This is a genomic window from Streptomyces hirsutus (assembly GCF_001418415.1).
Taxonomy (GTDB): Bacteria; Actinomycetota; Actinomycetes; order Streptomycetales; family Streptomycetaceae; genus Streptomyces; species Streptomyces hirsutus.
On record NZ_LIQT01000093.1, the window covers coordinates 19,893 to 43,878 of the forward strand.

The 23,986-nt window shown below is 71.4% G+C and carries 26 protein-coding genes and 1 pseudogene; 14 read left to right on the top strand and 13 right to left on the bottom strand.

Features of this window, described 5'->3' with window-relative positions; all coding sequences use genetic code 11:
* Positions 1–18 precede the first annotated feature (18 nt).
* Both AOK11_RS08215 and AOK11_RS08220 read left to right on the top strand, forming a co-directional pair.
* Entirely contained in the window at positions 19–495 is a 477-nt protein-coding gene (locus AOK11_RS08215; protein ID WP_240497261.1) for an ATP-binding protein, read from the top strand.
* Positions 496–573: 78 nt separating this feature from the next.
* Complete coding sequence (locus tag AOK11_RS08220) at positions 574–1,062, top strand: GNAT family N-acetyltransferase (RefSeq protein WP_055592984.1); 489 nt, start codon at positions 574–576, stop codon at positions 1,060–1,062.
* A gap of 30 nt (positions 1,063–1,092) precedes the next feature.
* On the opposite strand, the pseudogene AOK11_RS08225 reads toward AOK11_RS08220, so the two are convergent.
* Both AOK11_RS08225 and AOK11_RS08230 read right to left on the bottom strand, forming a co-directional pair.
* Positions 1,093–2,214 (bottom strand): annotated as a pseudogene (locus tag AOK11_RS08225) (IS630 family transposase).
* 98 nt (positions 2,215–2,312) lie between these two features.
* A complete protein-coding gene (locus AOK11_RS08230; protein ID WP_157869302.1) occupies positions 2,313–3,137 on the bottom strand; it encodes a hypothetical protein in 825 nt (274 codons plus the stop codon).
* A 284-nt stretch (positions 3,138–3,421) separates the two neighbouring features.
* On the opposite strand from AOK11_RS08230, the gene AOK11_RS08235 reads away from it, so the two are divergent.
* Positions 3,422–3,796, top strand: a complete 375-nt coding sequence (locus tag AOK11_RS08235) for a YchJ family protein (RefSeq protein ID WP_055592986.1) — start codon at positions 3,422–3,424, stop codon at positions 3,794–3,796.
* A gap of 197 nt (positions 3,797–3,993) precedes the next feature.
* Here AOK11_RS08235 and AOK11_RS08240 read toward each other — a convergent pair whose 3' ends face one another.
* The gene (locus AOK11_RS08240) at positions 3,994–4,695 is read right to left on the bottom strand and encodes a FadR/GntR family transcriptional regulator (RefSeq protein ID WP_055592987.1); all 702 of its coding nucleotides are present in this window, start codon (positions 4,693–4,695) and stop codon (positions 3,994–3,996) included.
* 137 nt (positions 4,696–4,832) lie between these two features.
* Here AOK11_RS08240 and AOK11_RS08245 point away from each other — a divergent pair, with 137 nt between their 5' ends.
* The gene (locus tag AOK11_RS08245; protein ID WP_055592988.1) at positions 4,833–5,351 is read left to right on the top strand and encodes a gluconokinase; all 519 of its coding nucleotides are present in this window, start codon (positions 4,833–4,835) and stop codon (positions 5,349–5,351) included.
* Between the two features lie 150 nt (positions 5,352–5,501).
* Positions 5,502–6,899 (top strand): GntT/GntP/DsdX family permease, encoded by a 1,398-nt coding sequence (locus AOK11_RS08250; RefSeq protein WP_055592989.1) that lies wholly within the window; start codon positions 5,502–5,504, stop codon positions 6,897–6,899.
* 135 nt (positions 6,900–7,034) lie between these two features.
* Here the strand turns inward: AOK11_RS08250 and AOK11_RS08255 are convergent, their stop codons facing one another.
* From AOK11_RS08255 to AOK11_RS08270, 4 genes are all read right to left on the bottom strand, one after another.
* Positions 7,035–7,667, bottom strand: coding sequence for a cytochrome b/b6 domain-containing protein (locus AOK11_RS08255; RefSeq protein ID WP_055592990.1), 633 nt, complete (start codon positions 7,665–7,667; stop codon positions 7,035–7,037).
* Positions 7,651–8,427 (bottom strand): molybdopterin-dependent oxidoreductase, encoded by a 777-nt coding sequence (locus AOK11_RS08260; RefSeq protein ID WP_055592991.1) that lies wholly within the window; start codon positions 8,425–8,427, stop codon positions 7,651–7,653. Before AOK11_RS08260 ends, AOK11_RS08255 begins: the two co-directional genes overlap by 17 nt.
* A gap of 113 nt (positions 8,428–8,540) precedes the next feature.
* A complete protein-coding gene (locus AOK11_RS08265) occupies positions 8,541–10,091 on the bottom strand; it encodes an APC family permease (protein WP_055592992.1) in 1,551 nt (516 codons plus the stop codon).
* 91 nt (positions 10,092–10,182) lie between these two features.
* The gene (locus AOK11_RS08270; protein WP_055592993.1) at positions 10,183–11,133 is read right to left on the bottom strand and encodes a hypothetical protein; all 951 of its coding nucleotides are present in this window, start codon (positions 11,131–11,133) and stop codon (positions 10,183–10,185) included.
* Between the two features lie 526 nt (positions 11,134–11,659).
* Here AOK11_RS08270 and AOK11_RS08275 point away from each other — a divergent pair.
* The 4 genes from AOK11_RS08275 to AOK11_RS08290 are packed head-to-tail and all read left to right on the top strand — an operon-like array spanning position 11,660 to position 13,901.
* The gene (locus AOK11_RS08275; RefSeq protein WP_055592994.1) at positions 11,660–12,553 is read left to right on the top strand and encodes a DMT family transporter; all 894 of its coding nucleotides are present in this window, start codon (positions 11,660–11,662) and stop codon (positions 12,551–12,553) included.
* 51 nt (positions 12,554–12,604) lie between these two features.
* Complete coding sequence (locus AOK11_RS08280; RefSeq protein ID WP_055592995.1) at positions 12,605–13,129, top strand: NUDIX hydrolase; 525 nt, start codon at positions 12,605–12,607, stop codon at positions 13,127–13,129.
* 47 nt (positions 13,130–13,176) lie between these two features.
* The gene (locus tag AOK11_RS08285) at positions 13,177–13,569 is read left to right on the top strand and encodes a YidH family protein (protein ID WP_055592996.1); all 393 of its coding nucleotides are present in this window, start codon (positions 13,177–13,179) and stop codon (positions 13,567–13,569) included.
* Entirely contained in the window at positions 13,566–13,901 is a 336-nt protein-coding gene (locus tag AOK11_RS08290; protein ID WP_055592997.1) for a DUF202 domain-containing protein, read from the top strand. The genes AOK11_RS08285 and AOK11_RS08290 overlap by 4 nt, the downstream gene beginning before the upstream one ends.
* 77 nt (positions 13,902–13,978) lie before the next feature.
* Here AOK11_RS08290 and AOK11_RS08295 read toward each other — a convergent pair whose 3' ends face one another.
* Positions 13,979–14,908 (bottom strand): NADP-dependent oxidoreductase, encoded by a 930-nt coding sequence (locus tag AOK11_RS08295; RefSeq protein WP_055592998.1) that lies wholly within the window; start codon positions 14,906–14,908, stop codon positions 13,979–13,981.
* Positions 14,909–15,122: 214 nt separating this feature from the next.
* On the opposite strand from AOK11_RS08295, the gene AOK11_RS08300 reads away from it, so the two are divergent.
* Positions 15,123–16,169, top strand: a complete 1,047-nt coding sequence (locus AOK11_RS08300; protein WP_055592999.1) for a phosphotransferase family protein — start codon at positions 15,123–15,125, stop codon at positions 16,167–16,169.
* 3 nt (positions 16,170–16,172) lie between these two features.
* Positions 16,173–17,387, top strand: coding sequence for an acyl-CoA dehydrogenase family protein (locus AOK11_RS08305; protein ID WP_055593000.1), 1,215 nt, complete (start codon positions 16,173–16,175; stop codon positions 17,385–17,387).
* 48 nt (positions 17,388–17,435) lie between these two features.
* Here AOK11_RS08305 and AOK11_RS08310 read toward each other — a convergent pair whose 3' ends face one another.
* Both AOK11_RS08310 and AOK11_RS08315 read right to left on the bottom strand, forming a co-directional pair.
* Entirely contained in the window at positions 17,436–18,029 is a 594-nt protein-coding gene (locus AOK11_RS08310) for a TetR/AcrR family transcriptional regulator (protein ID WP_055593011.1), read from the bottom strand.
* A 176-nt stretch (positions 18,030–18,205) separates the two neighbouring features.
* Positions 18,206–18,979, bottom strand: a complete 774-nt coding sequence (locus AOK11_RS08315; protein WP_055593001.1) for an SDR family oxidoreductase — start codon at positions 18,977–18,979, stop codon at positions 18,206–18,208.
* Positions 18,980–19,217: 238 nt separating this feature from the next.
* Here AOK11_RS08315 and AOK11_RS08320 point away from each other — a divergent pair, with 238 nt between their 5' ends.
* Positions 19,218–20,513, top strand: a complete 1,296-nt coding sequence (locus AOK11_RS08320; RefSeq protein ID WP_206188801.1) for an exo-beta-N-acetylmuramidase NamZ family protein — start codon at positions 19,218–19,220, stop codon at positions 20,511–20,513.
* 565 nt (positions 20,514–21,078) lie between these two features.
* Positions 21,079–21,681, top strand: coding sequence for a hypothetical protein (locus tag AOK11_RS08330; protein ID WP_055593004.1), 603 nt, complete (start codon positions 21,079–21,081; stop codon positions 21,679–21,681).
* A 39-nt stretch (positions 21,682–21,720) separates the two neighbouring features.
* Here AOK11_RS08330 and soxR read toward each other — a convergent pair whose 3' ends face one another.
* Complete coding sequence (gene soxR / locus AOK11_RS08335) at positions 21,721–22,227, bottom strand: redox-sensitive transcriptional activator SoxR (RefSeq protein ID WP_055593005.1); 507 nt, start codon at positions 22,225–22,227, stop codon at positions 21,721–21,723.
* Positions 22,228–22,358: 131 nt separating this feature from the next.
* Between soxR and AOK11_RS08340 the strand changes: the two genes are divergently transcribed.
* Positions 22,359–22,820 carry a MaoC family dehydratase gene (locus AOK11_RS08340; protein WP_055593006.1) on the top strand — a complete coding sequence of 154 codons (462 nt, stop codon included), beginning with the start codon at positions 22,359–22,361 and terminating at the stop codon, positions 22,818–22,820.
* 18 nt (positions 22,821–22,838) lie between these two features.
* Here AOK11_RS08340 and AOK11_RS08345 read toward each other — a convergent pair whose 3' ends face one another.
* A complete protein-coding gene (locus tag AOK11_RS08345; protein ID WP_055593007.1) occupies positions 22,839–23,486 on the bottom strand; it encodes a TetR/AcrR family transcriptional regulator in 648 nt (215 codons plus the stop codon).
* A gap of 112 nt (positions 23,487–23,598) precedes the next feature.
* The gene (locus AOK11_RS08350) at positions 23,599–23,886 is read right to left on the bottom strand and encodes a YiaA/YiaB family inner membrane protein (RefSeq protein ID WP_055593008.1); all 288 of its coding nucleotides are present in this window, start codon (positions 23,884–23,886) and stop codon (positions 23,599–23,601) included.
* Positions 23,887–23,986 lie beyond the last annotated feature (100 nt).

Genomic DNA, 23,986 nt, shown 5'->3' on the forward strand with positions numbered 1-23,986 from the left:
TTCGGCAGGCTCACGGCCATGGACACCTCTGGTATCACCACCACGCAGGCGGATCAACCCCTCGCCGCCCCGCACGAGTTCGCCATGCAGTTCACCTCCACCCCACGCGGCGCCCGTCTTGCCCGGCGTCTCGTCTCGCACCGGCTCGACCAGTGGGGATACCCGTACGACTCCCCCGTCAACGAGACCCTGACCCTGATCGCGGCCGAGCTCACCGCGAACGCCGTGCGGCACGGTCACGTCCCCGGCCGGGACTTCCACCTCCGGCTGACCGCGGCCCCGGACCTGCTCCGCATCGAGGTGGCGGACACCCGCACCGAGCGGATGCCACCCCTGTCCGTTCACGAGGCGTCCGACGACGCGGAGTCGGGCCGGGGGCTGCTGCTGGTGACCCGACTGGCCACCCGATGGGGCGCCGACCCACGGCCCGTCGCGCCCGGCAAGACCGTCTGGGCGGAGCTCACCCCGGGAACCTTCAGGGCCGCACACCCCTGAGCCTCCATGCCGCGCGGTCTACTGCTGTGACCGGCATTGTTCACCGGGTCGCTGAACTGCGAGCAGTAGTCTCATCAGATGATCGACCACGGATTTTTCGACCGGACCGGACGGCGCGTCACCTTACGGGAGGTGGGCGACGAGAACTGGCGCGCAGTCGCTGACATCGTGCCTCTCGACGAGCAGCGAAGTCATGTCCCCGCCATGGCAGCCCGCTACCTCTTGCTGTCGATGCGTGAGGACAGCTGGAACTCGCTGGCGGTCTACGCCGACGACGTGGTCGTCGGACACGTCATGTGGGGTCTGGACGAGGACGGCTCGCACTGGATCGGGGGAATGCTGATCGATGGCGCCGAGCAGGGCAAGGGCCTCGGCCGCGCCCTTCTGCTGACCATGACGGGCTGGTTGGCGGCGCAGGAGGGTTGCCGGACGATCCGGCTGGCATATCAGCCGGACAACGCCGCTGCCGGACGGCTCTACAAATCGCTGGGTTTCGTGCCTACGGGAGCAGTTGATGGTGACGAGGTCATCGCCGAGTTGACACCAAGCCGGGTCGGTAATCGCTGAGAGATGACGGGGACGGCTCACCGGGCCCGGTCATGCTGCGGCTGAGCGGGGGCGTCCGCCCCAGCGGATGCCCTTCTCACTGCGGATACGAGCACGCTCGCGGCGTTGGGCGGCCAGGACGTCGGGGTGGCGGGCGTTGGCGTTGCGCCAGTGCAGGTAAGCGTGCAGAGCACGGGTCTGAACCGTGTGGTTCGGATGGTGGGAGTTGGCCAGGGTGAACTGCCGCAGCGGTCCGAAGTGGGCCTCGATGGGGTTGGCCCAGGAGGCGTTGGTCGGGGTGAAGCACAGCTCCACCTTGTTTTTCTTCGCCCAGGCGCGGATCTTGGTGCCCTTGTGTGCGGAGAGGTTGTCCATGATCACGTAGATCGGGACGCCGTCCGGACGCGCGGCGCGGATCGACTTCAGCACGGTCAGGGAGTTCACGGCTCCCTTGCGGCGGCGGTTGATGCCCCACAGGGTGTCGTCGCCGACCGAGTAGCAGCTATGGAAGTAGGTCACCCCATGAGTGTGGTGGTACGTCGCCGGGACCCGGTCGGGGCGGCCCCGCCTGGCCCAGCAGGACCCACCGGTGGGGCGGATACCCAGCGGGCCGAACTCGTCGAACGCGAAAACGCGGTCGGGGAAGTGCTCCAGAACGTGCTCGATGCGGTCCAGTTTGGCGTCGCGCTCGGGGTCGGTGGAATCCTTCCAGGTCTTGGTCCGCTGGAAGGTGATACCGCGGCGGGCGAGAAGGCAGCGCAGGGCTTCGCGGCCGATACGGATCACCCGGCCGTGGGCCTTGCGCAGATAGGCGACGAGTTTGCGGAGCGACCAGCGGCTGAAGGGCTGGCCGAGCTTGGCCGGGCGAGTGGTGGCCGTCGCCACGACGAAGTTCTCCTCGTCAGGACTGAGCAGGCGGGGACGGCCTCCCGCCCACTGAGGGTCCAGGCAGGCAAGCCTGATCTCGTTAAACCGGTGGATCACGTCGCGGACCGTGTCCTCGTCGGCTTGGACCAGTTGGGCGATGACCGGCACACGGTTCCCGCCGGCCGAGGCCAACAGCATCATCGCCCGCCGGTAGCGCACCGAGTTGGTGCTGCCTCAGCGCACGATCTGCTGCAGCCGCTGCCCCTCCTGATCGGTCAGCCTGCGGATTCGAACGGGCTCTGCCACCAAGCCTCCACCTGTTGGACGGCCTGTCGGCTCACATCCAACCGGCCCCGCACCCACCAACGCGAACCGCAACCCGGTGAACCATCGCGGTCAGAGCACTACCAGAAGCCGTACCGCCGGTCTTCGTGCTCCGAAAGGATGTCACTCCCTCCTGCCCACTTCACCCCGCAGACATGACACTGCACATGCCATTCGTCACTTGGCTCCAGGAAGATGATTCTTCCCCGCTGTCCTACGCCCGGGCACTCTCGTCCCACGTCCGAGTCAAGGCCCACTCCCAAGGACGAGAGCCCGTAGAGCATCTGCTGCACCAAATCCTCGGACTCCTTCAACTCTTTTGGACCATCTGCCCGATACAGACTCTCGTCGACATCGCCGCGTCTCTGGTGGAGGGTGACCGCGAAGTCGGTTGCCCGACTGTCCGGATCGATCGGACGGGAGAGCACAGTGAAGGTCCACTGCTGTGCCTGCACCGACGAAGCACGGCTGTCCTGGGTCAGGACGAGCGCCTCATGATGCCGAAGGCGTCGGCGCAGGCGCAGGCGCACGGCGATCGTACCGTTCCGAAGAGTGCGCCACGGAGGCTCGTCCTCGGTCTGCCTGTTGTCCCGCAGCAAGGACTGCCGCAGCTCGCCGTAGTCGACAGCGATACGAGACATCACCGACGCGCTCTCCGCGACTTGCGTCTCCGTTTCCGCGGCGTCGCTCAGATCGCAGAAAGTGGTCAACTGCCGACGGACAGCGGGCCCCAGAAAGGGGTCCAATGCTCCCAGCCTCCAAGCTTTCTCCGCTGCCTCCACGGTGAACAGCGCACCACGGTGCAGGTCGCGTCGGCCGACCGGCCGACCTTCCTCCTCATGATGTCCGCAGTCTTCTGCCGCGAGGTCTCCCCCGCGTTCCCCGAGGCCATGAAAATCGACCATTTCCCACCCTCTCGTAATCAATGATCCGGCGACATGGCGATCGTCACTCCGCCATCCGCCTGTCCAAAATCACAGACCGCTCTGTCCCCTCCGAGCCGCCAACGTCCCAACCGCACCAGTCAGTTCCACGTCAGTTCCGCATGAGACACAGAGCCGTTCATGCGGATGAAACCGCCAGTCACCATCCGACGGACCGGCAGGGACAGGACATCCCAAGAGCTCGGCCCCGCACCACCTCGCGGACCGCCGTCAAGACTCGGAACCGACCGGGCAAAATAGCCGCCATGACCACTCGCTCCTGCCCCTGCGGGCTCCCCGAGACCTACGAGGCGTGCTGCGGCCGCTTCCACGCGGGGACGGCCGCCGCGCCGACCGCCGAGCGGCTGATGCGGTCGCGGTACTGCGCCTTCGTCCGGCTGGACGCCGGTTATCTGCTGCGGACCTGGCATCCGCGGACGCGGCCGGAGCGGGTCGACCTCGATCCCGGGATGCGGTGGAGCGGGCTGGAGATCCTGGAGACGGCCGGCGGCTCCGCCTTCCACTCCACCGGGACGGTGACCTTCCGGGCGTCCTACCGAGGCGGCTCGCTGCACGAGCGGAGCCGCTTCGAGCGGGTGGACGGGGCGTGGGTGTACGTCGACGGGGAGTTCCTGAGCTGAGCCCGTCGGCGGGCTCCCACCCGCCGGGCGCATCCAGCCCTCGCTTCGGGCCGCCGCCGACAGAGCGGAACACTGTTCCGCTTAGCAACCAGGACAACGCTCCGTTCGCCGGCGCGGCCGGAGCCGGACGCTTCCGGCTCCGGCCGCCCTGGTCTCCGTCGGCCGGACGAGGCGACGCCCCGACGCGGCCCGGCCGGTCACGGCGCCAGGATATCCAGTTCCTGGAGGGCACCCACGGTGATCTCGCGGGTCAGCTTCTCCGCGCGGGCGGCGTCGCGCTCGCGGACCGCTTCGGCGACCTGGACGTGCAGGGTGACCGCGGCCGGGTCGGGGTCGTCGAACATCACGTCGTGATGGGTGCGGCCGGCCAGGACCTCGGCGACGACGTCGCCGAGGCGGGCGAACATGTCGTTGCCGGACGCGGTGAGGATCACCCGGTGGAAGGCCATGTCGTGGAAGAGGTACCCCTCCAGCCGGTGGCCGCGCGAGTTGGCGACCATGCCGAGGGCGCACTCGGTGAGTTCGGCGCACTGCTCGGCGGTGGCGTTGCGGGCGGCGAGCCCCGCCGCGACCGGTTCGACGGCCGAGCGCAGCACCGTGAGCGAGCGCAGTTGCCGGGGGCGGTCCGCACCGGCCAGTCGCCAGCGGATGACCTGGGGGTCGTACACGTTCCAGTCGCAGGCCGGGCGGACCGTGACGCCCACGCGGCGCCGGGACTCGACCAGGCGCATGGACTCCAGGACGCGCACCACTTCACGCATCACGGAGCGCGACACCTCGAAACGCTGGGCGAGTTCGTCGGTGCGCAGGACGCTCCCGGGCGGGTATGCGCCCGCCGTGATCTCGGGGCCGAGGGTGTCCAGTACGTGGCCGTGCAGTCCCCGGCCCGTGTTGCTCATGCACTCAGAGTACGGGGCGGATCACCGGAACCAAAGGTCAGACTTATTCATCACAAGGTCTTGTTTTTGTCGTACCTTTAGGTTTCAGTTGCCTCGACATCAGGTTGTCGACGACGACAGCAGACAGTGAGGCAGCGATGAACACCCCCCATGTCGTAGTGGTCATGGGCGTCGCGGGCACCGGCAAGACCACCATCGGTCCCCTGCTCGCGGCCCGGTACGGCGTCCCGTACGCCGAGGGCGACGACTTCCACCCGCCGGCCAACATCGCCAAGATGTCGGCGGGCACCCCGCTCGACGACGAGGACCGTTGGCCCTGGCTGGACGCCATCGGCGAGTGGGCGCACGGACGTGCCGGACTCGGCGGGGTGGTCAGCTCCTCGGCGCTGAAGCGGTCGTACCGCGACCGGCTGCGGGCTGCGGCACCCGGCGTGGTCTTCGTCCACCTCACCGGTGACCGCGCGCTCATCGAGGACCGGATGTCGCACCGCGAGGGGCACTTCATGCCCACGGCCCTGCTCGACTCCCAATTCGCCACGCTCCAGCCGCTGGAGCCGGACGAGGCCGGGGTCGCCGTGGAGGTCTCGGGCAGCCCCGAGGAGATCACCGAGCAGGCGGTCGCCGCCCTCGCGAACCTCTCCGGGGCGACCTCGTAGCTGCCGGCCGAAGTCGCCTTCGCCGGTCGGCCCCCTTCCGTCCGAGCCGACTCCGCCTGCCGCTGCCGGACCCCATGAACCCCGGGACGCCCCCATCGCCCCGGTCCTCTCCCTGATTTTCTTCCTCCCCGTACTCACAAGGAATTCACCGTGACCAGTCTCAGTGTCGAGATGCTGGCAGCGGACGTACCCGAGTCCATCACCTCGGCCGGCCACGCACAGCTGGGCATCGCAGTCCTGGCGGGTATCGCCGTCATCGTTCTGCTCATCACCAAATTCAAGCTGCACGCCTTCCTGGCGCTGACCATCGGTTCGCTGGCGCTCGGCGCGTTCGCCGGGGCGCCGCTGGACAAGGTCATCACCAGTTTCAGCACGGGCCTCGGTTCCACCGTCGCCGGTGTCGGCGTGCTCATCGCCCTCGGAGCGATCCTCGGCAAGATGCTCGCCGACTCGGGCGGCGCCGACCAGATCGTCGACACGATCCTCGCCAGGGCCAAGGGCCGCACCATGCCGTGGGCGATGGTGCTGATCGCCTCGGTGATCGGTCTGCCGCTGTTCTTCGAGGTCGGCGTCGTCCTGCTGATCCCGGTCGTGCTGATCGTCGCCAAGCGCGGCAACTACTCGCTGATGCGGATCGGCATCCCGGCGCTCGCCGGTCTGTCCGTGATGCACGGCCTGGTGCCTCCGCACCCCGGCCCGCTGGTCGCGATCGACGCGCTCGACGCCAACCTCGGCGTGACGCTCGCGCTGGGTGTGCTCATCGCCATCCCGACGGTGATCATCGCCGGTCCGGTCTTCTCCAAGTACGCCGCCCGCTGGGTGGACGTCCCCGCCCCGGACCGGATGATCCCGCAGCGCCCCTCCGAGGACCTGGAGAAGCGTCCCGGGTTCGGTCCGACGCTGGCGACCATTCTGCTGCCGGTCGTGCTGATGCTGGGCAGGGCCCTGGTCGAGATCGTCGTCGACAACCCGGAGAACGGCGTTCAGCGCGTGTTCAACGTCATCGGCTCCCCGATGATCGCCCTGCTCGCGTCCGTGCTCCTCGGCATCTTCACGCTGGTCCTGCCCGCCGGATTCAGCAAGGAGCGGATCTCGGGACTGGTCGAGAAGGGACTCGCCCCGATCGCGGGCATCCTGCTCATCGTCGGCGCCGGCGGCGGCTTCAAGCAGACGCTGATCGACTCGGGCGTCGGCCAGATGATCCTCGACATCTCCGCGGACTGGGCGATACCGGCCCTGCTGCTCGGCTGGCTGATCGCGGTGGCGATCCGGCTGGCGACCGGTTCCGCGACCGTGGCGACCATCTCGGCGGCCGGCCTGGTGGCACCGCTGGCGGCCGACCTGTCGACCACGCACGCCGCCCTGCTGGTGCTGGCCATCGGCGCCGGCTCGGTCTTCTTCAGCCATGTCAACGACGCCGGCTTCTGGCTGGTGAAGGAGTACTTCGGACTGAGCGTCGGCCAGACCATCAAGACCTGGTCGGTGATGGAGACGATCATCTCGGTGGTCGCCGGAGCGCTGGTGCTGCTGCTGTCGTTGGTCATTTAGCTGATCACCGAAGCGGGTCACCGAGGCCGGTCACCACAGCCGGTCGTCCGGCTGATCACCTGACCGACCGTCCGATACGGCCGCGACCGCGGCACCGCCCACGCGGTGCCGCGGTCGCGGCCGTTCGCCCTGTGCTCAGGGCCGCCACAGCGGGTGCTCGCGCCGCGCCCAGTCCCGGCCGACGGTTCCGGTGCGCATGCCCCGGCGGGCCTCCGGGTCGGCCAGGGCCATGCCGACATGGCCGGCGAGGACGATGCCGAGGGTGAGCGCCAGCCAGTCGTGGACGAAGGTCGCGCTGGTGCGCCACACCAGCGGGGTGAGGTGGGTGAACCACATCATCAGGCCGGTGCCGAGCATCACCAGCGTGGCACCGGCGATCCAGGCCGTGTAGATCTTCTGTCCGGCGTTGAACTTGCCGGCCGGCCGCCGCGAGGGGCTTTTGTCGCGGCGCAGCGCGGCCCGCAGCCACGTGCGGTCGTGCGGGCCGAAACGGTTCAGGCGGCCCAGGTCGGCACGGAAGGCCCGGGAGAGCAGTCCGGCCAGGGCCGGCCCCGGCAGCGCGAGCCCGGACCACTGGTGGACGGTGACCACCAGGGCGCGGCGCCCGACCGACTGGGCGAGCTGGGGGACGTACAGGCAGGCGGCGGTGAACACGCAGAGGCCCATCAGCACGGCCGTGGTGCGGTGCACCCACCGCACGGTGCGGGTGAAGCGCGGGACGCCGGTGGCACCGGTGGCGGTGGGCGGCAGGTCAGTTCGTGGGCTCATCGTCGCGTCCGTTCGAGCGGCCGACCCAGGCGTCGATGTCGTAGCCGCGCTCCTCCCAGTAGCCGGGTTCGACGTCCTCGGTGACGGTGATGCCGGAGAGCCACTTGGCCGACTTGTAGAAGTACATGGGGGCGACGTAGAGGCGGACCGGGCCACCGTGGGCGTGGCCCAGATCCTCGTCCTGCATGCGCAGGGCGACCAGGACGTCCGCCCGGCGGGCCTGGGCGAGGGTGAGGCTCTCCGAGTAGGCGCCGTCGAAGCAGGTGAAGCGCACCGCCCCGGCCGTGGCGCGCACGCCCGCCGCGTCCAGGAGCCGGGACAGGCGCACCCCCTCGAACGGGGTGCGGGGCACCCGCCAGCCGGTGACGCACTGGACGTCGCGGACCATGCGGGTCTGCGGCAGGGCCCTGAGGTCGGCGAGGGTGTAGGCGCGGGGACGGTCGACCAGGCCGTCGACGGTGAGGCGGTAGGTCCCGGCGCTCTTCCGCGGGACGGACGAGGTGACGGAGTAGTAGCGGAAGCCGCCGCCGTTCGGGAGCAGTCCGGTCAGGCCGGTGGGGTCCTTGTCGGACGCTCCGGCGAGGAAGGACTCCAGGCCGCGCTGGAGTCCGGGGGCGGCGGCCACGCCGAGGGCGCCGAGTCCGAGGGTGCCCAGGAAGACACGGCGGCCGATGGGCCTGCCCCGGCCGTCGGGCGCCGCCTCGTCCGGCTGTTCGCGTGCTTCCGGCCGTTCCCGGCTTTCCGGTCGTTCGGAGTTCACTGTTCCATTCGAGCACCCGCGTCCCGTGGGGACCAGGGTTCGCGGGTGCCCGTCGGACTTCCGTAAGCTTCCCGGCCGCGCGGCGGGCTGCCCCGTCCGCACTCCGGTGCGGGCTACGGCGTGCGCTCGGCTTCCTTGTCCAGTTGGAACGCCTCGTTGCCGAGCCCGATCCGGGCGTGCGTCCCGGGGGCGCGGGAGCGCAGGACCAGGCCCTGGACCAGGCCGGCGACGAGGGCCAGCCCGATGATGCCGGGCAGCAGCAGGCTCAGGACGGAGCCGGGGCCGGCGCCGACGAGCACGTCGAAGTCCTTGACGGTGTAGCCGGCGATCACGGCCAGGGCGAGGCCCGCCAGCGCCGAGGTGACCAGCCGCCAGGCCTGGGCGCCCGCGGCACCGCGGCGGACGAAGAAGACCACGACGGACAGCGAGGCGATCGCCATCAGGACGATCACGCCGAGCGCGCCGATGTTGCCGAACCAGGTGAACAGGTGCAGGACGGGTGCGGTCGGGTCGCCGGCCGGCTTGTCGTCGGTGACCGCGAAGGCGAGGACGAGCACCGCGGCGATGCCCGTCTGGAGCAGCGACCCGGTGCCGGGGGCTCCGCTGGTGCCGGTGGTGCGGCCGAAGGCGGAGGGCAGCAGGCCCTCGCGGCCCATGGCGAAGGCGTACCGGGCGACGACGTTGTGGAAGCTGAGCATGGCGGCGAACATGCCGGTGACGAAGAGGATGTGCAGGACGTCCGTGAAGGTGCCGCCGAGCCGGGACTCGGTGAGGAAGAACAGCAGTCCCGCGCTCTGCTCCTGCGAGGTGGCGACGATGCCCGCGGGACCGGTGGCGACGGTGAGGGCCCAGCTGCTGATCGCGAAGAACACGGCGACGCCCGTGACGGCCAGGAACATCACGCGCGGCACCAGGACGTGCGGCCTGCTGGTCTCCTCGGCGTACACCGGGGCCTGTTCGAAGCCGAGGAAGGCCGCGATGCAGAAGCACAGGGCGGTGCCGACGCCGGCGCCGGTGAGGGTGTCCGGGTTGAAGGCGTGCAGCGACAGCCCTTCCTTGCCCGGGTCGGCGATGGCGGCGATGTCGAAGACGACGACCAGGAGCACCTCGATGACCAGCAGGACGCCGAGCACGCGCGCGTTCACGTCGATCTTCAGCCAGCCCAGCGCGCCGACGGCGGCGAGGGCCACCAGCGACGGTATCCACCAGGCGACCTCGAGGTCGGCGTAGGTGGCGAAGAGTCCCGACACCTCGAAGCCGAAGATGCCGTAGATGCCGACCTGGAGGGCGTTGTAGGCGACCAGCGCGACCATCGCGGCGCCCGCGCCGGCGGTGCCGCCGAGGCCGCGGGAGATGTACGCGTAGAAGGCTCCGGCGTTGTGGACGTGCCGGCTCATCTCGGCGTATCCGAGGCTGAACAGCACCAGCACGACGCCGAGGACGACGAAGAGCAGCGGCTGGCCCACGATGCCCATCACCGCGAATGTGGTGGGCATGACACCCGCGACCACCATGAGGGGAGCGGTCGCGGCGAGCACGGAGAGCAGCAGACCGCCCGTGCCGAGACGGTCGGCACGCAGGGCGCGCTCCTGCCCCTTGAAGGTGCTGATGCCGTCCGCTGCGGATCTGCTCGTGCGCGCACTGCGCGAACTGTCCGTCGTCATCGGGAGAACCGTCCTTGGGTCGGGAGTGGGAGCTGCGCGGTGGGTGGAGCGTGGCGGGTGGAGCGGGCCGGGTTCCGCGGGGTCGCGGGGGTCACCCGGTGCCGAGGGCGGCGATCCGCGCGGTGCGGAAAGCGGTGAGCGGGTCGCGGTCCGGGTACGACCAGGGGACCGGGGTGACCTTGTCGCCGATCCGGTGGAACAGGGCGGCGGCCTCGGCGCCCCGGCCCTCGCAGACCTTGGCGTGGGCGAGGAAGTTCAGGTCGATCAGGCGGCGCGGATGCTCTTCGTGCTCCCACTCCAGCCACCAGTCGAAGGCGGCCTTCATCACCTGCCGGGCACGGCGGCCCGCCCAGTGGCCGGATGCGGCCGGGTCGGCGCGCTCGTGACCGGCGGCGGCGAGGGCGCGGTAGCGCTCGGCGTGCGCGATGACCGGCAGGATCGCCAGGGGCGAGTCCGCGGGCGCCTGCTCCGCGGACCAGTTGGCGAAGTCGTAGACCTCGTGCAGCGGGTCCGGGCCCGCCTCCAACCGGCGTTCGGCGAGCCAGGCGACCACCAGATGGTGGGCGTGGTGGTGGTCCGCGTACCGGGAGCGGATCTGCTCGAAGACGCGGACCGCGTCGCCGTCGGCCCCCTGGGCGCACTCCAGCAGGAGCAGGCCGAGCCAGGGGGTGGGGTCGGCGGGCAGCACGGTGGCGGCCCGGTGGCAGGCCTCGCGCGCGCGGTCGGGCTTGTCCTTGCCGCGCAGGGCGCGCCGCACCTGGGCCAGGGCGAGCAGGACGGCCCCGTCCCCGGAGTCGGGTTCGGCGAGCAGCCAGTCGCGGGCCCAGGCGGCGCAGGTGGACTCCCGGGCGAGCACCGTGATCCGGTGGCCGCGGCGGTCCCAGTCGTCCCCCGTGCGCACCAACAACGAGCGGCTGTTCTGCCACCGGCCCTGTGCCAGCGCGGCTCGCGCGGCGACGAGTTCTTCGTCGTCGAGGGCCTCGTCGAAGGCCTGTGCCGCCCGTCTGCGGACACGGCCGAGGGGAGGCGGGGGTGGGGGCACCGCGGACTTCCTCACGCGCTCTTCTTGTGGTCGTCGGCTCACGACGGGTGGTCGGTACGGCAGTGGTCGGCTGCCGATTGCCATGAGCCGATCACTCACAGCAAACCGTCAGCCAACAGATCACGTCAAGGGCGCCCCATGCATTACACGCGTCAACTGCGTTCACAAACAGGCGACTTGTGAAGCCCCGAGCCGAAAGGTCACGCAGGCGGCGTGAGGCGGCCGGTATTCCCCGCGCCCCGGACGGAGGCGTCGCGGGCGAGTGGTGGCCAGTGCCCCGGCAGGCGATGTTCGCCCGTCAAGGAGCGGCGTCCGGTGCGTGCTCTCGGCGTGCCGGCCGGAAGTCCTCGTACTGGACGTACTTGGACTTTCGGCCGGTGCGGCGAAGGGGGTACCTCCCTGCTCGAGCGAAGCCGAGAGCTCGGGGGCGCGTGCCGGGCGTCGCGACGGGGCGAACATCGCCTGTTGGGGCACTAGAGTCGGCCTCACGCGTCCGTCACCCCGCACGATCATCGAGGTACGCAGCGTGTCGGTTCCGGTACTGGTACTCGCCGTGAGTGCCGCGTGCTGCCTGGGCTTCGGTTTCGTCCTCCAGCAGAACGCGGCGCAGCGGGCACCGCTCGGTGATTTCCTCTCCCCCCGGCTCCTTCTCGACCTGATGAAGGTGCCCCGCTGGCTGGGCGGCATGGCCCTCATGGTGGCCGGCATGGCACTCGGCGCGGCGGCCCTGGGCCACGGCGAGCTGTCGCTGGTGGAGCCGCTGCTGGCGACGAACCTGCTGTTCGCGCTGACGCTCTCCCGGCACCAGACGGGCCAGTCCCTGGGCCTCCAGGGCTGGGCGGGCCTCGCGCTGCTCGCCGGCGGGGTGACCGCGTTCGTCGTCGCGGGACAGCCGACGGGCGGCCGTGCGCTCACGGATCCGCTGCGGCACTGGCTGATCATCGGCGGCACGGTCGGGCTGGCCATGCTGCTCACGGGGTGCGCCAAGCGGTCCCGGCTCACCGTGGGTCCGGCACTGCTGGCGCTGGCCGCGGGCCTGCTCTACGGCGTGCAGGACGCGCTGACCCGGGTGAGCGGGCAGCGCTTCACCGACGGGGGCCTCGCGGGGCTGCTGAGCGGATGGCAGCCGTACGCGGTGCTGGCGCTGGGTGTGACGGGGCTGGTGCTCGTGCAGAGCGCCTTCGAGACCGCGCCCCTGCGGATGTCCCTGCCGGCCCTGACCGCGGCCCAGCCGCTGGCCGGGATCGCCTGCGGCGTCGGCTTCCTCGGGGACCGGTTGCGCACCGACACGGGGGCGCTGGCCTGGGAGGCGTGCGGGCTCGCGGCGATCGTCGTGGGCATCGTGCTGCTGGGACTGCATCCCGCGATGCCGCCGGGGGTGGCCAAGACCGCGCACATGGGCGATGTGCGGATGGGATGAGCGGTCGGGCCCGCGCCGGGCGAGGACCGGCGCCACTGCTTGGATGGCCGTATGAATGCTGACGAGATCCTCGACATCGTCGACGAGAACGACCGGGTGGTCGGGCGGTCCCCTCGCGGTGAGGCCTACGCGCGGGGACTGCGGAACCGTTGCGCCTTCATCCTGGTCAGGGATGCCGAGGACCGGATCTTCGTGCACCGGCGCACGGCGACCAAGCTCGTCCACCCCTCCCTGTACGACATGTTCGTCGGCGGGGTCGTGGGCACCGGCGAGAGCTACGCCGAGGCGGCCCTGCGGGAGGCCGAGGAGGAACTGGGCGTGTCCGGGCTGCCGCAGCCCGTGTTCCTCTTCAAGTTCCTCTACGACGGCGACAGGGGGAGCTGGTGGTCGGCGGTCCACGAGGTCCGCTGCGACCTGCCGGTGAAGCCCCAGGTCGAGGAGGTGGCCTGGCACACCTTCCTGACCGAGCAGGAGCTGGAGCGCCGTCTGGGCGCATGGGCGTGGGCTCCGGACGGTCTGGAGGCGTACGAGCGCCTCAGGGCCCACCGCGGGCAGTTGGACGGCCCGAGCCTGTGAGCCGCACCGGCCGTGCCCGCGTCCGGGCCCCCGGATAGGGTCGCAAAGTGATCGACTTCATGCGGAACGTCCGGTTGTGGTTCGCGCCCCAGGACGTGCGGCAGGAGGGGGACACGCCCGACTACCGGTTCTCGCTGGCGAACGAACGCACGTTCCTGGCCTGGCTGCGGACCGCGCTCGCACTGGTCGGCGGCGGCTTCGCGGTGGACCAGTTCCTGCCGGACCTGCGCTGGGGCTGGCGGGTCGGGCTCGCGCTGGCGCTGCTCGCCGCGGGGGTGCTGTGCGCGCTGCGCGCGGTCAACCACTGGGTGCGCTGCGAGCGGGCCATGCGGCGCGGGGAAGATCTGCCGGTGTCCCGGTTCCCGGTGCTGCTGAGCCTCGTCGTCGCCGTCGTCGCGGTGGCGATGGTCGTCGTGGTGCTCGTCGGGTGGGGCGGATGACCGGGCCGACCGGGGTACGGGAGGGCCGGGACCCGGGGCTGCAGCCCGAGCGGACCCGGCTCGCGTGGCGCCGTACGACCCTGGCGGCCACGGTCGCCACCGTGCTGGCGGTCCGGACCGCGCTGCACGGCGGGGTCTCGGCCCCCACCGTGGTCCTGTGCGCGCTGTGCTGCGCCTGCTGGCTGGGGTTCCTCCTGATCGCCCACCGCCGGATCCGCACCCTCTCGGCCACCGGCACCCCGGCCGCCCCCGCCCCGCGGCACCTCACCGCCGCGGTGCTGTGCACCGCGGCCCTGGCCGTGTGCGGGGCGACCCTCGTCCTTCAGGGCTGACGTACGAGCGTCCTTCAGGGCCGACGTACGGCCGGCCTACCGGCCGTCGCCCGCCCCTCCGCTCCTTCGTCCACCGCCTACCCGTCCACCGTCACCACGATCTTCCCCCTGGTCCGGCCCTCCTGGTTGAGGCGGTGGGCGTCCGCCGCGCGTTCCAGCGGGAACGCCTCGGAGACGTGCACGCTCACCACGCCCTGTTCCGCCAGTTCGGACAGGTGCCCGAGATCCTGCGGGTCCGGGCGGACGAACCAGTAACTGCCGCCGTACTCCACGACGGCGGGGTCGGCGATCGACGCGAGCCGGCCCTCGGAGGCCAGGGCGGTGGCGGAGGCCTTCAGGGCGTCACCGCCGACCGAGTCGAACACGGCGTCCACGCCGGCCGGGGCCGACCCCCGCAGCCGTTCGGCGAGGCCGTCGCCGTAGGCCACCGGCTCCCCGCCCAGGCTTCGGACGAAGTCGTGGTTGCGCTCGCTCGCCGTGCCGAGGACGCGGGCGCCGAGATGTGCGGCGAGCTGGACGGCGATGGAGCCGACGCCGCCGGCCGCGGCGTGCACCAGGACGGTCTCGCCCCGCTTCACCCGCAGGGCCCTGTGCAGCACCTGGTAGGCGGTGAGTCCCGCGAGGGGCAGTCCCGCGGCCTCCTCGAAGGACAGGTTGCGCGGCTTGCGCGCGAGGGCCCGTACCGGGGCGGCCACGTACTCGGCGAAGGTGCCACGGGAGAGGAAGTCCTCGCGCACATAGCCGATGACCTCGTCGCCGGCGGCGAACTCGGGGACGGCGGCGCCCGGCCGTACCACCACGCCCGAGACGTCCCAGCCCGGGACCACGGGGAAGACGGGGGCCAGGATCTGGTCGAGGTAGCCTTCGCGGCACTTCCAGTCGACCGGGTTGACGGCGGCCGCCCGCACCTTCACGAGCACCGTGTCGGGGCCGACCCGGGGCTCCGGCATCTCCGTGAGTTCGAGTACCTCGGGGCCGCCGTACCGCGCATAGCTGATCGCCTTCATGGGGTAGAGCCTTCGCCGCCGTCTCCCGCCGCGCAAGTGGAATGCCGGAGCCGGAGGACCGGGCCGGGCCGTTCACGCCACGGCGGCCCTGCGGCACGCCGGCGGGAGGCGGACTTTCCCCGTGGCCCCGATCACGTTTCCCCCTCACTCTGGACGGCATACCGACTGGTCGGCATCATATGTCGAGTACTGTCACCGGCCCGTAGGAGCGAGTATGAGCCCCGACCACCCGCCCGGACTGGATCTCGACCGGCTGGGCGCGCTGCTCGGCCGGGAGCGGCCCGGTCTGGTGAACGGCCCGCTCTCCGGCCGGCTGATCGAGGGCGGCAGGTCGAACCTCACCTACGCGGTCTCCGACGGCACCGCGAAGTGGGTGGTACGGCGTCCCCCGCTCGGGCACGTCCTGGCCACCGCGCACGACATGAGGCGCGAGCACCGCGTGATCAGCGCGCTGCACCCCACTCCCGTCCCGGTGCCCCGCACCGTGCTGCTGTGCGAGGACGAGGAGGTGCTCGGGGCGCCCTTCTACGTCATGGAGTTCGTCGAGGGCACCCCGTACCGGACGGCGGACCAGCTGGCGCCGCTCGGCGCGGAGCGCACCCGGCAGGCGGTGCTCGCCCTGGTGGACACGCTGGTCGACCTGCACGCGGTGGACCCCGGTGAGGTGGGCCTGGCCGACTTCGGCCGCCCCGAGGGCTTCCTGGACCGGCAGCTGCGGCGCTGGGGCAAGCAGCTGGACGCCTCCCGCAACCGGGAGCTGGCCGGGATCGACGAACTGCACGCCGCGCTCGGCCGGGAGCTGCCCCGCTCCCCCGCGCCGGCCGTGGTGCACGGCGACTACCGCCTGGACAACGTCCTGATCGCGAGCACCGACGAGGGCGTCGACTCGATCCGGGCGGTCCTCGACTGGGAGATGTCCACCCTCGGCGACCCGCTGACCGACCTCGGCCTGCTGGTGATGTACGGCATGCCGCTGGGCACGCCCGACTCCCCGGTCTCCACGACCGCCGAGGCCCCGGGGCATCCGTCGCCCGCCGAGCTGATCGAGCGGTACGCCGCCCGTTCGGGCCGCGACGTCTCCGGGGTCGCCTGGTACACGGCGTTCGCCTGGTTCAAGCTCGCGGTGATCCTCGAGGGCATCCACTACCGCTACACGCTGGGGCAGACCGTCGGCCCCGGCTTCGACCGCATCGGCGATCTCGTCCCCGTCTTCATCGAGCACGGTCTGACCACGCTTCGCGAAGGCCTCCGGAAGGACTGAACCATGGACTTCACGTTCGACGCGCGCACCGAGGAACTGCGGGCCGCGCTCCTCGCCTTCATGGACGAGCACGTCCACCCCGCCGAGCGGGTCGCCGACGAGCAGCGCGCCGCGCTGGACTCCCCGTGGGCGAACCCTCCGGTCGTGGAGGAGCTCAAGGCCGAGGCGCGCAGGCAGGGCCTGTGGAACCTGTTCCTGCCCGACTCCGCGTACGGCGCCGGGCTCACCAACCTCCAGTACGCCCCGCTCGCCGAGATCATGGGCCGCTCCCCGCAGCTGGCGCCCACGGCGACGAACTGCGCGGCGCCCGACACCGGCAACATGGAGGTGCTGACGCAGTTCGGCGACGAGCAGCAGCAGAAGCAGTGGCTGGAGCCGCTGCTGGCGGGTGAGATCCGCTCGGCGTTCGCGATGACCGAGCCGGACGTGGCCTCCTCGGACGCCACCAACATCACCACGCGGATCGAGCGGGACGGCGACGAGTACGTCATCACCGGCCGCAAGTGGTACATCTCCGGGGCGATGCACCCGGACTGCAGGATCTTCATCGTGATGGGCAAGACCGACCCGGGCGGGGCGGACGTCCGCCGCCAGCAGTCCATGGTCCTGGTGCCGCGCGACACCCCGGGCGTCACGATCACGCGTGCCATGCGGGTGTTCGGCTACGAGGACCACTACCACGGCGGCCATGCCGAGGTGGTCTTCGACCAGGCGCGCGTGCCGGTGTCGCACCTGATCGGCGAGGAGGGCGGCGGCTTCGCCATCGCGCAGGCCCGGCTCGGTCCCGGCCGGATCCACCACTGCATGCGGCTGATCGGCATGGCCGAGCGGGCGATCGAGCTGATGTGCCGGCGGGCCGTGTCCCGTGACGCCTTCGGCAAGTCGCTGGCCCAGCAGGGCGTCGTGCAGAACTGGATCGCGGACGCGCGGGTCGCCGTCGAGCAGCTGCGGCTGCTGGTGCTGAAGACGGCCTGGATGATGGACACGGTCGGCAACCGGGGCGCGCACACCGAGATCCAGGCCATCAAGATCGCGACCCCGCGCACGGTCGTCGGCATCCTCGACCGGGCCATCCAGCTGTACGGGGCGGGCGGGGTCAGCCAGGACCACCCGCTGGCCGAGCTGTACGCGGCCGCCCGGACGCTGATGATCGCCGACGGACCGGACGAGGTGCACCAGCGGTCGCTGGCCCGGCGGGAGATCAAGAAGTACCGCTAGCCCTCGGCGCCCGGGCCCCGGTCCTGCGGGGCCTGCGGCCCCGGCGCCTCAGGGCCGCAGGGCTCGCAGCAGCAGGTCGGCGAGGTGGTCGGCGACCTGCTGCGGGGTGAGGGGGCCGTCGGGGCGGTACCAGGTCGACAGGTGGTGGACGGAGCCGAAGTGGTAGTCCACCACCAGGTCGGCCGGGGTCGCCGTGGAGAACACGCCCGCCGCCTGGCCTTCCTCGACCAGCGCGCGGAAGCGCTCGTGGTAGCGGCGGCGCTCGGCCCGTACCTGCTTGTTCTTCTCCGGGCTCAGATGGTGCATGGAGCGGAAGAAGATCGACGCGTCGTCGAGGTTCTCGATCGTCGTGACGACGACGTCGGCCGCCGCGCCCCGCAGGCGCTCCTCGATCGGCTCGTCGGCGTTCGCGTAGGCGTCCAGACGCTCCTGCTGGACGCGCAGCACGCGCGCGTAGACCTCGTGCAGCAGGTCGTCCTTGGAGCCGAAGTAGTGGTAGAGCGCACCCTTGGTGACTCCGGCCGCCTCGACGATCTCCTGCACCGAAGTGCGGTCGTAGCCCTGCTCGGCGAAGAGCCGGGTGGCGGCGGCCAGGAGCCGCTGCGGCACCGGGGGCCCGTCGCCGTCCGTCGTCCTGGGCACTTCCGCCACCTGCCTTCCGTGTCATTACCTGTCGTCGTCGGACCCTGCCGGTACCGCCGGCCGTCCTCGGCCGGGGCCCGCGGTCCGTCCCCCTGACGGGGATCTTCCCACCCCGCGGCCCCGGCGCGTCGGGCAGGACCGCATCGCGGTGTGCGGGACCTCCCCGCGTACCGGTTTCACCGGGTGGACTCCCAGTGCCGCTGGATGCGGTTCATGCCGCCGAGCCAGCGCTCCGGGTCGGCGGCGCGGGCCTGGTAGTACTCGGCGACCTCGGGGTGCGGCAGGATCAGGAAGCGGTCCTCGTCGATGCCGCGGAACAGCGCGTCGGCCACGTCGTCCGGCTCGATCGCGGTCGGTGCGAGGACCAGGTCGCCCGCGCTGCCGCTGGCGGTGAGCATGTCGGTGCGTACGCCCTGAGGACAGATCGTGTGGACCTTCACCCCTCGGTGGCGGTACGTCAGCGACAGCCACTCGGCGAAGGCGTAGGCGCCGTGCTTGGTGACGCTGTAGGGGGCCGTGCCGATCATGGTGAGCAGTCCGGCGGCGGAGACGGTGGAGACGAAGCGGCCGCTGCCGCGCTCCAGCCAGTGAGGGAGCAGCGCGTGCGCCGCGCGGACGTGGGCCATGACGTTGACGTCCCAGGAGAGCGCCCAGCCCTGCTCGTCGAGCGGTTCGCCGGGTTCCCCGCCACCGCGGCCGACACCGGCGTTGGCGCAGTAGACGTCGACCGTGCCGCCGAGCGCGTCGCGGGCGTCGGGGACGACGGACGAGGCGTCGCCCGGGACCGCGATGCCGCCGATCTCGTCGGCGACGGCCTTGGCCCGGTCGGCGTCCAGGTCGTTGACGACGACCTGGGCCCCCTGGCCGGCGAAGCGGCGGGCGAGTGCCGCCCCGATGCCGCCCCCGGCCCCCGTGACGACCACCTTCGCACCCTGTACGGCTTCCACCATCGGCTCCTTCGGCACGGCTGCCCGGTTGCTTCTCGGTCACGTGACGGCATGACCACGTGGCCGCCTCGGCCGCACGGCCACGTGGCCGTGCGACGCGTCATGTCGCGCCAGACTAACCGGTCGGTATGCAGGGTGGAAGAGAAGTGCCGAACGGCGGCGGTCCGGCTCGTTCCCCGAGCGGTTCACGCGCGTTAACGTGCGTGAGCATGACACCGGCAGCGATCACGGAGGTCACGGTATGAGACTGTCCAGACGGAGCCTGTTCGCCACCACCACAGCCACCCTCGCGGCCGCCGCCGCGACCCCGGCGGCCTTCGCCCAGGGCCGTACGGGTCACCCGGAAGGGCACACGGAGTCCGGGCGGGCGGCCCCGGCGGCCGGGCGCCGGGGCCTGCGCACCGGCTTCGAGCAGCTCGCCGCGGACGGTTACGCGGCGCTCGACGGGGAGCGGGTCGGCGTGGTCACCAACCCGACGGGCATCACCCGGGACGTGCGGCACATCGTCGACGTCATGCACGCCGACGACCGCGTGGACCTGACCGCCGTGTTCGGCCCCGAGCACGGTTTCCGGGGCACCGCGCAGGCGGGCGGCTCGGAGGGCCGCTACGACGACCCGGTGACCGGACTGCCCGTCTACGACACGTACCTGAAGAGCGGCCGGCCGCTCGCCGACATCTTCACCGCGTCGGGCGTCGACACGGTCGTCTTCGACATCCAGGACGCGGGCGCCCGCTTCTACACGTACATCTGGACGCTGTACGACTGCATGGAGGCGGCGCAGCTCGCGGGCAAACGGTTCGTGGTCCTCGACCGGCCGAACCCGGTGACCGGGCGGGCGGCCCTGGGGCCCGTGCTGCACCCGGAGTTCGCGACGTTCGTCGGGCGGCAGCCGATCGCGCAGGCGCACGGGATGACGGTGGCGGAGCTGGCGCGGCTGTTCAACGCCGAGTTCCTGGCCGAGCCGGTGCGGCTGGAGACGGTACGGATGTCGGGCTGGCGGCGGTCCGACTTCTACGACGCCTCGGGGCTGCCCTGGGTGCCGCCCAGCCCGAACATGCCGACGCCCGAGACGGCCCTGGTGTACGCGGGGACGTGTCTGTTCGAGGGCACCAACCTGTCCGAGGGGCGCGGGACGACCCGACCGTTCGAGCTCCTGGGCGCGGAGGGGATCGACGGGCGCTGGGCGGCCGAGGCGAACGGTCTGGGCCTGGCGGGCGTGCGGCTGCGCGAGGCGTACTTCGCTCCCACGTTCTCCAAGTTCCAGGGGAGGACGGTCGGAGGTGTGCAGCTCCACGTGCACGACCGGGAGGCGTTCGATCCGGTGCGTACGGGTGTGGGGCTCCTGGTGAGCGCGAAACGGACGTGGAGCGGGTTCGCCTGGCGCCCGGACCACTGGATCGACAAGCTCACCGGCTCCGAGCGGGTGCGCACGATGATCGACGCGGGCGCGGACACGGACGAGGTGGTGGCCGGCTGGCGGGAGGAACTGGCGGCGTTCCGGCGGACGCGGCGGGAGTACCTGCTGTACCGCTGAGCGCGCCTCGGACACCGGCGCCCCGGACGACGGCCGACCGCCGCCGTCCGGGGCGCTCGGCGCATGCCTGCCCTCCCACCGCCGTCACCTGCACGGACACCGCTCCGGCGACGCTCTCGGGGACGGCGGTGCGACCGGGGACGCGATCGGCGCGCATAACCCCGCGGCCTTCAGGAACCCGTGGAGGCCGCGGGGAGTTCTCTGTCTGTCGAGGGTGCTGCGCGCAGCACGGCGTCTCCCCGGCGGGGCCGCGGTGCCGGGATGTCCCCGCCGGGCATGCGCACGGGCCGTTCCGGGCAACCGCCGAGGACCGGGACGGTGAGCGGGACCGCCGGGGAGGTGACCATGGACATGACCGTGGAGTGGACCACGGAGACGCTGTGGGGGACCACAACTGAAGCACGGGTCACGGGAGTTGCCCCAAGTCCCCGCGCGACCGGCCGAGGGAGGCCGCCGGAAAAAGGATGGAGCCGATTCGCTTGTCGATACGTCTATTCGACGACGTCCGTTCGACGACGCCGAAGTGACCGGATTACAGGTGCAGGTGTGACGGAGGTGCAGGACGATGGCCGGTTTCCGAAGTCTGGCGAGACAGGTCCGAGATCCGCGGTGCGACCTGGCACTGCGGCGCTATTCGCTGCGCAAGTGCCTTGAGCGGTTCGCTCCGTACGGGCACAGGGCGACCTGGGACCATTTGTGCGCGCGTGCGGGATTCGACCCCGAGGACCGCTCCGTCGACCCGGCGCGGCTCGTGGCCGCACTGGACGAGCTGGAGGAGGCCCGCGCGGTCTGGCTGGGCTACGAGGTGGAGTTCGCCGAGCGCCGCAGGAAGGAGAAGCACGGCGGCCTGCGCAGGCCGGGCAGTGTGGACGACTGGCACCGGCTGACCTGGGGCGGTTTCGGTGTGGCCTGGTGCGACGACCCGGGAGTGCATCCGCGGGAGCCGCTGGCCGAGGTGCTGCGGCGGCTGATCGCCGCGCTGGAGCGCGAGCCGGGTACGGCCTGCCCCGTGTGCCGGGGGGAACGGCTCAGGTGGCGGTACGGCCTGGACCACGAGCCGTCGGCGGGACCGGTCTGCGCGAACTGCGGGATCCTGGTGCCGCGCCCCGTCCTGACCACCGAGGCGCTGGCGGACGCCAGGCGGTCGAAGGTGCTGGTGTCGGCCTGAGGAGTGTGGGGGTGCGCCGGGGATGCCGCGCCCCCACTGTCACGCGGCGCCGGTGTCGGTGCCGGCCTGCGGGGCGCCCGGCCCGGGGGACCCCTTCTCGGCCAGCAGCCGGGAACCCGTCAGACGGTCGCCGGAGACGTCGTCCGGGTTGGACAGGACGCAGGTGTCCAGCGAGAGGCAGCCGCAGCCGATGCAGTCGGTGAGGTGGTCGCGCAGCCTGTTGAGCTGCCTGATGCGCTCGTCCAGCTCCGCGCGCCACGCCTCGGAGAGGTGGGCCCAGTCGTCCCGGGTGGGGGTGCGTTCCTGGGGCAGTTCGGCGAGCGCCCCGCGGATCGTGGCGAGCGGGATGCCGACCCGCTGGGCGGCCCGGATGAAGGCGACCCGGCGCAGGGTGTCACGGGTGTAGCGGCGCTGGTTGCCCGAGGTGCGCCGGCTGCTGATCAGGCCCTTGGACTCGTAGAAGTGCAGGGCCGAGACGGCGGCGCCGCTGCGCGCGGCCAGCTGGCCGACCGTGAGCTCGTGGATCTTCTCCGGAATCTGAGGCACGCCTCGAAGGCTACCCACCCCGACGCGGTCGCCGGTCCGTTGACAAGGACCGTGCGGCCAACCATGCTAAGCAGTCGCTTAGGCATGCGCGCGGGTGGCGCGTGCGATCACATGACGCGGGAGGCCGGGACATGGCAGAGCCGAGAATCTTCACGTCCGTCGACGACCTGAAGGCGGCGGTGGGCGAGCAGCTGGGGTACACGGACTGGCTGGAGGTCGACCAGAAGCGGATCGACCTGTTCGCCGAGGCCACCGGCGACCACCAGTGGATCCACGTCGATCCGGAGCGGGCCGCGGCGGGCCCGTTCGGCACGACCATCGCGCACGGCTATCTGACGCTGTCGCTGCTGCCGCTGTTCGGCCCGCAGCTGCTCTCCGTCGAGGGCGTGAAGATGGGCGTCAACTACGGTACGAACAAGGTGCGTTTCCCCGCGCCCGTCCCCGTCGGGTCGCGGGTGCGTGCCACCGCGAAGGTCACCGCCGTCGACGAGGTGGCGGGCGGCGTCCAGGTGACCACGGCCTTCACCGTGGAGCGCGAGGGCGGCGACAAGCCGGTGTGCGTGGCCGAGTCGGTGGCCCGGTACTACCTCTGAGGCCCGGCGGGTCGTGCGCTACTCCGCCCGGGCGGCGTCCGTGCGCTCGGCGCCGACCATGCGCAGGACGAGGTCGGCGTAGAGGGCGCCGACCTCCTCGGGGGTGCGGGAGCCGTTGACGTTGAACCAGCGCGCCACGTCGATGCAGAGGGAGAGCACGGCGAGGGTGGTCCCCCGCACGTCGGGGACGTCGAACTCGCCCGAGCGCACCCCTTCCTCGATGATCCCGCGCACCTCGGCGTCGACCAGCCGGCGCAGGGCGATGATCTCGGCGCGGGCATCGGGGCCGAGCGAGTCGAGTTCGTACTGCACGACCCGTGCGGTGGTGCGCCCGCCGGCGTGCCAGCGGACGAAGGAGCTCACGGCCTCGGCGAGGCGCCGGGTCGGGCTGCCCTCGGCGCGGGCCGCGGTGCGCAGGATGTCCAGGGCCTTCTCGTGGCCGATCCTGCTGATGCGGTGGAGCAGCTCTTCCTTGGTCTTGTAGTGGATGTAGAGCGCGGCCGGGCTCATGCCGGCGCGGCCCGCGATGTCGCGGGTCGTCGTGGCGTGGTAGCCACGCTCCGCGAACGCCTCGACGGCGGCGAGCAGCAGCCGTCGGGCCGCGTCGGGCGTGACCTCACCCCACGGCTGCGCCTCGGCGCCGGCCGTCTCCTCCGCCGTACTCATCGCTCACCTCATTCACTGGCAGGGGTAACACCATACCGGCAAGGGTGAGCGATCGCTTAGGAGCGGTCCCCGCCCACTCGTCCGAGCGGGCGGGGACCGTGCCGCAGAGCGCTCAAAGCTTCTCGAACGGGTCGTGTTCCGCGAGGAGCTTCTCCAGTCGCGCCTGGTCCACCCGGCTCACGATCTGCCCGGCCTCCTGACGGTCACGGATGACCTTGGCCAGGGTGAAGGCGGAGGTGACGAGGTACAGGACGGCTATCGCCATGAAGCCGCGCACCCAGGCGTTGGCGTCGAGCCGGACGATGCCGAAGGCGGTCGCCCCCAGGGCGATGGCGAACGATGCGACGGCCTGACCGTAGAAGGCCGCCGTGTTCTGCTGCTTGAGGGGTGTGTCGCTCATGGGAACAGGGTCGGCGTCCGCGGCGCTCCGCACATCCGTCGGGATACTCAGATCCGCCACGGACCGGCTACTCAGACCGGCCGGTCCGTGGCGGATCTGA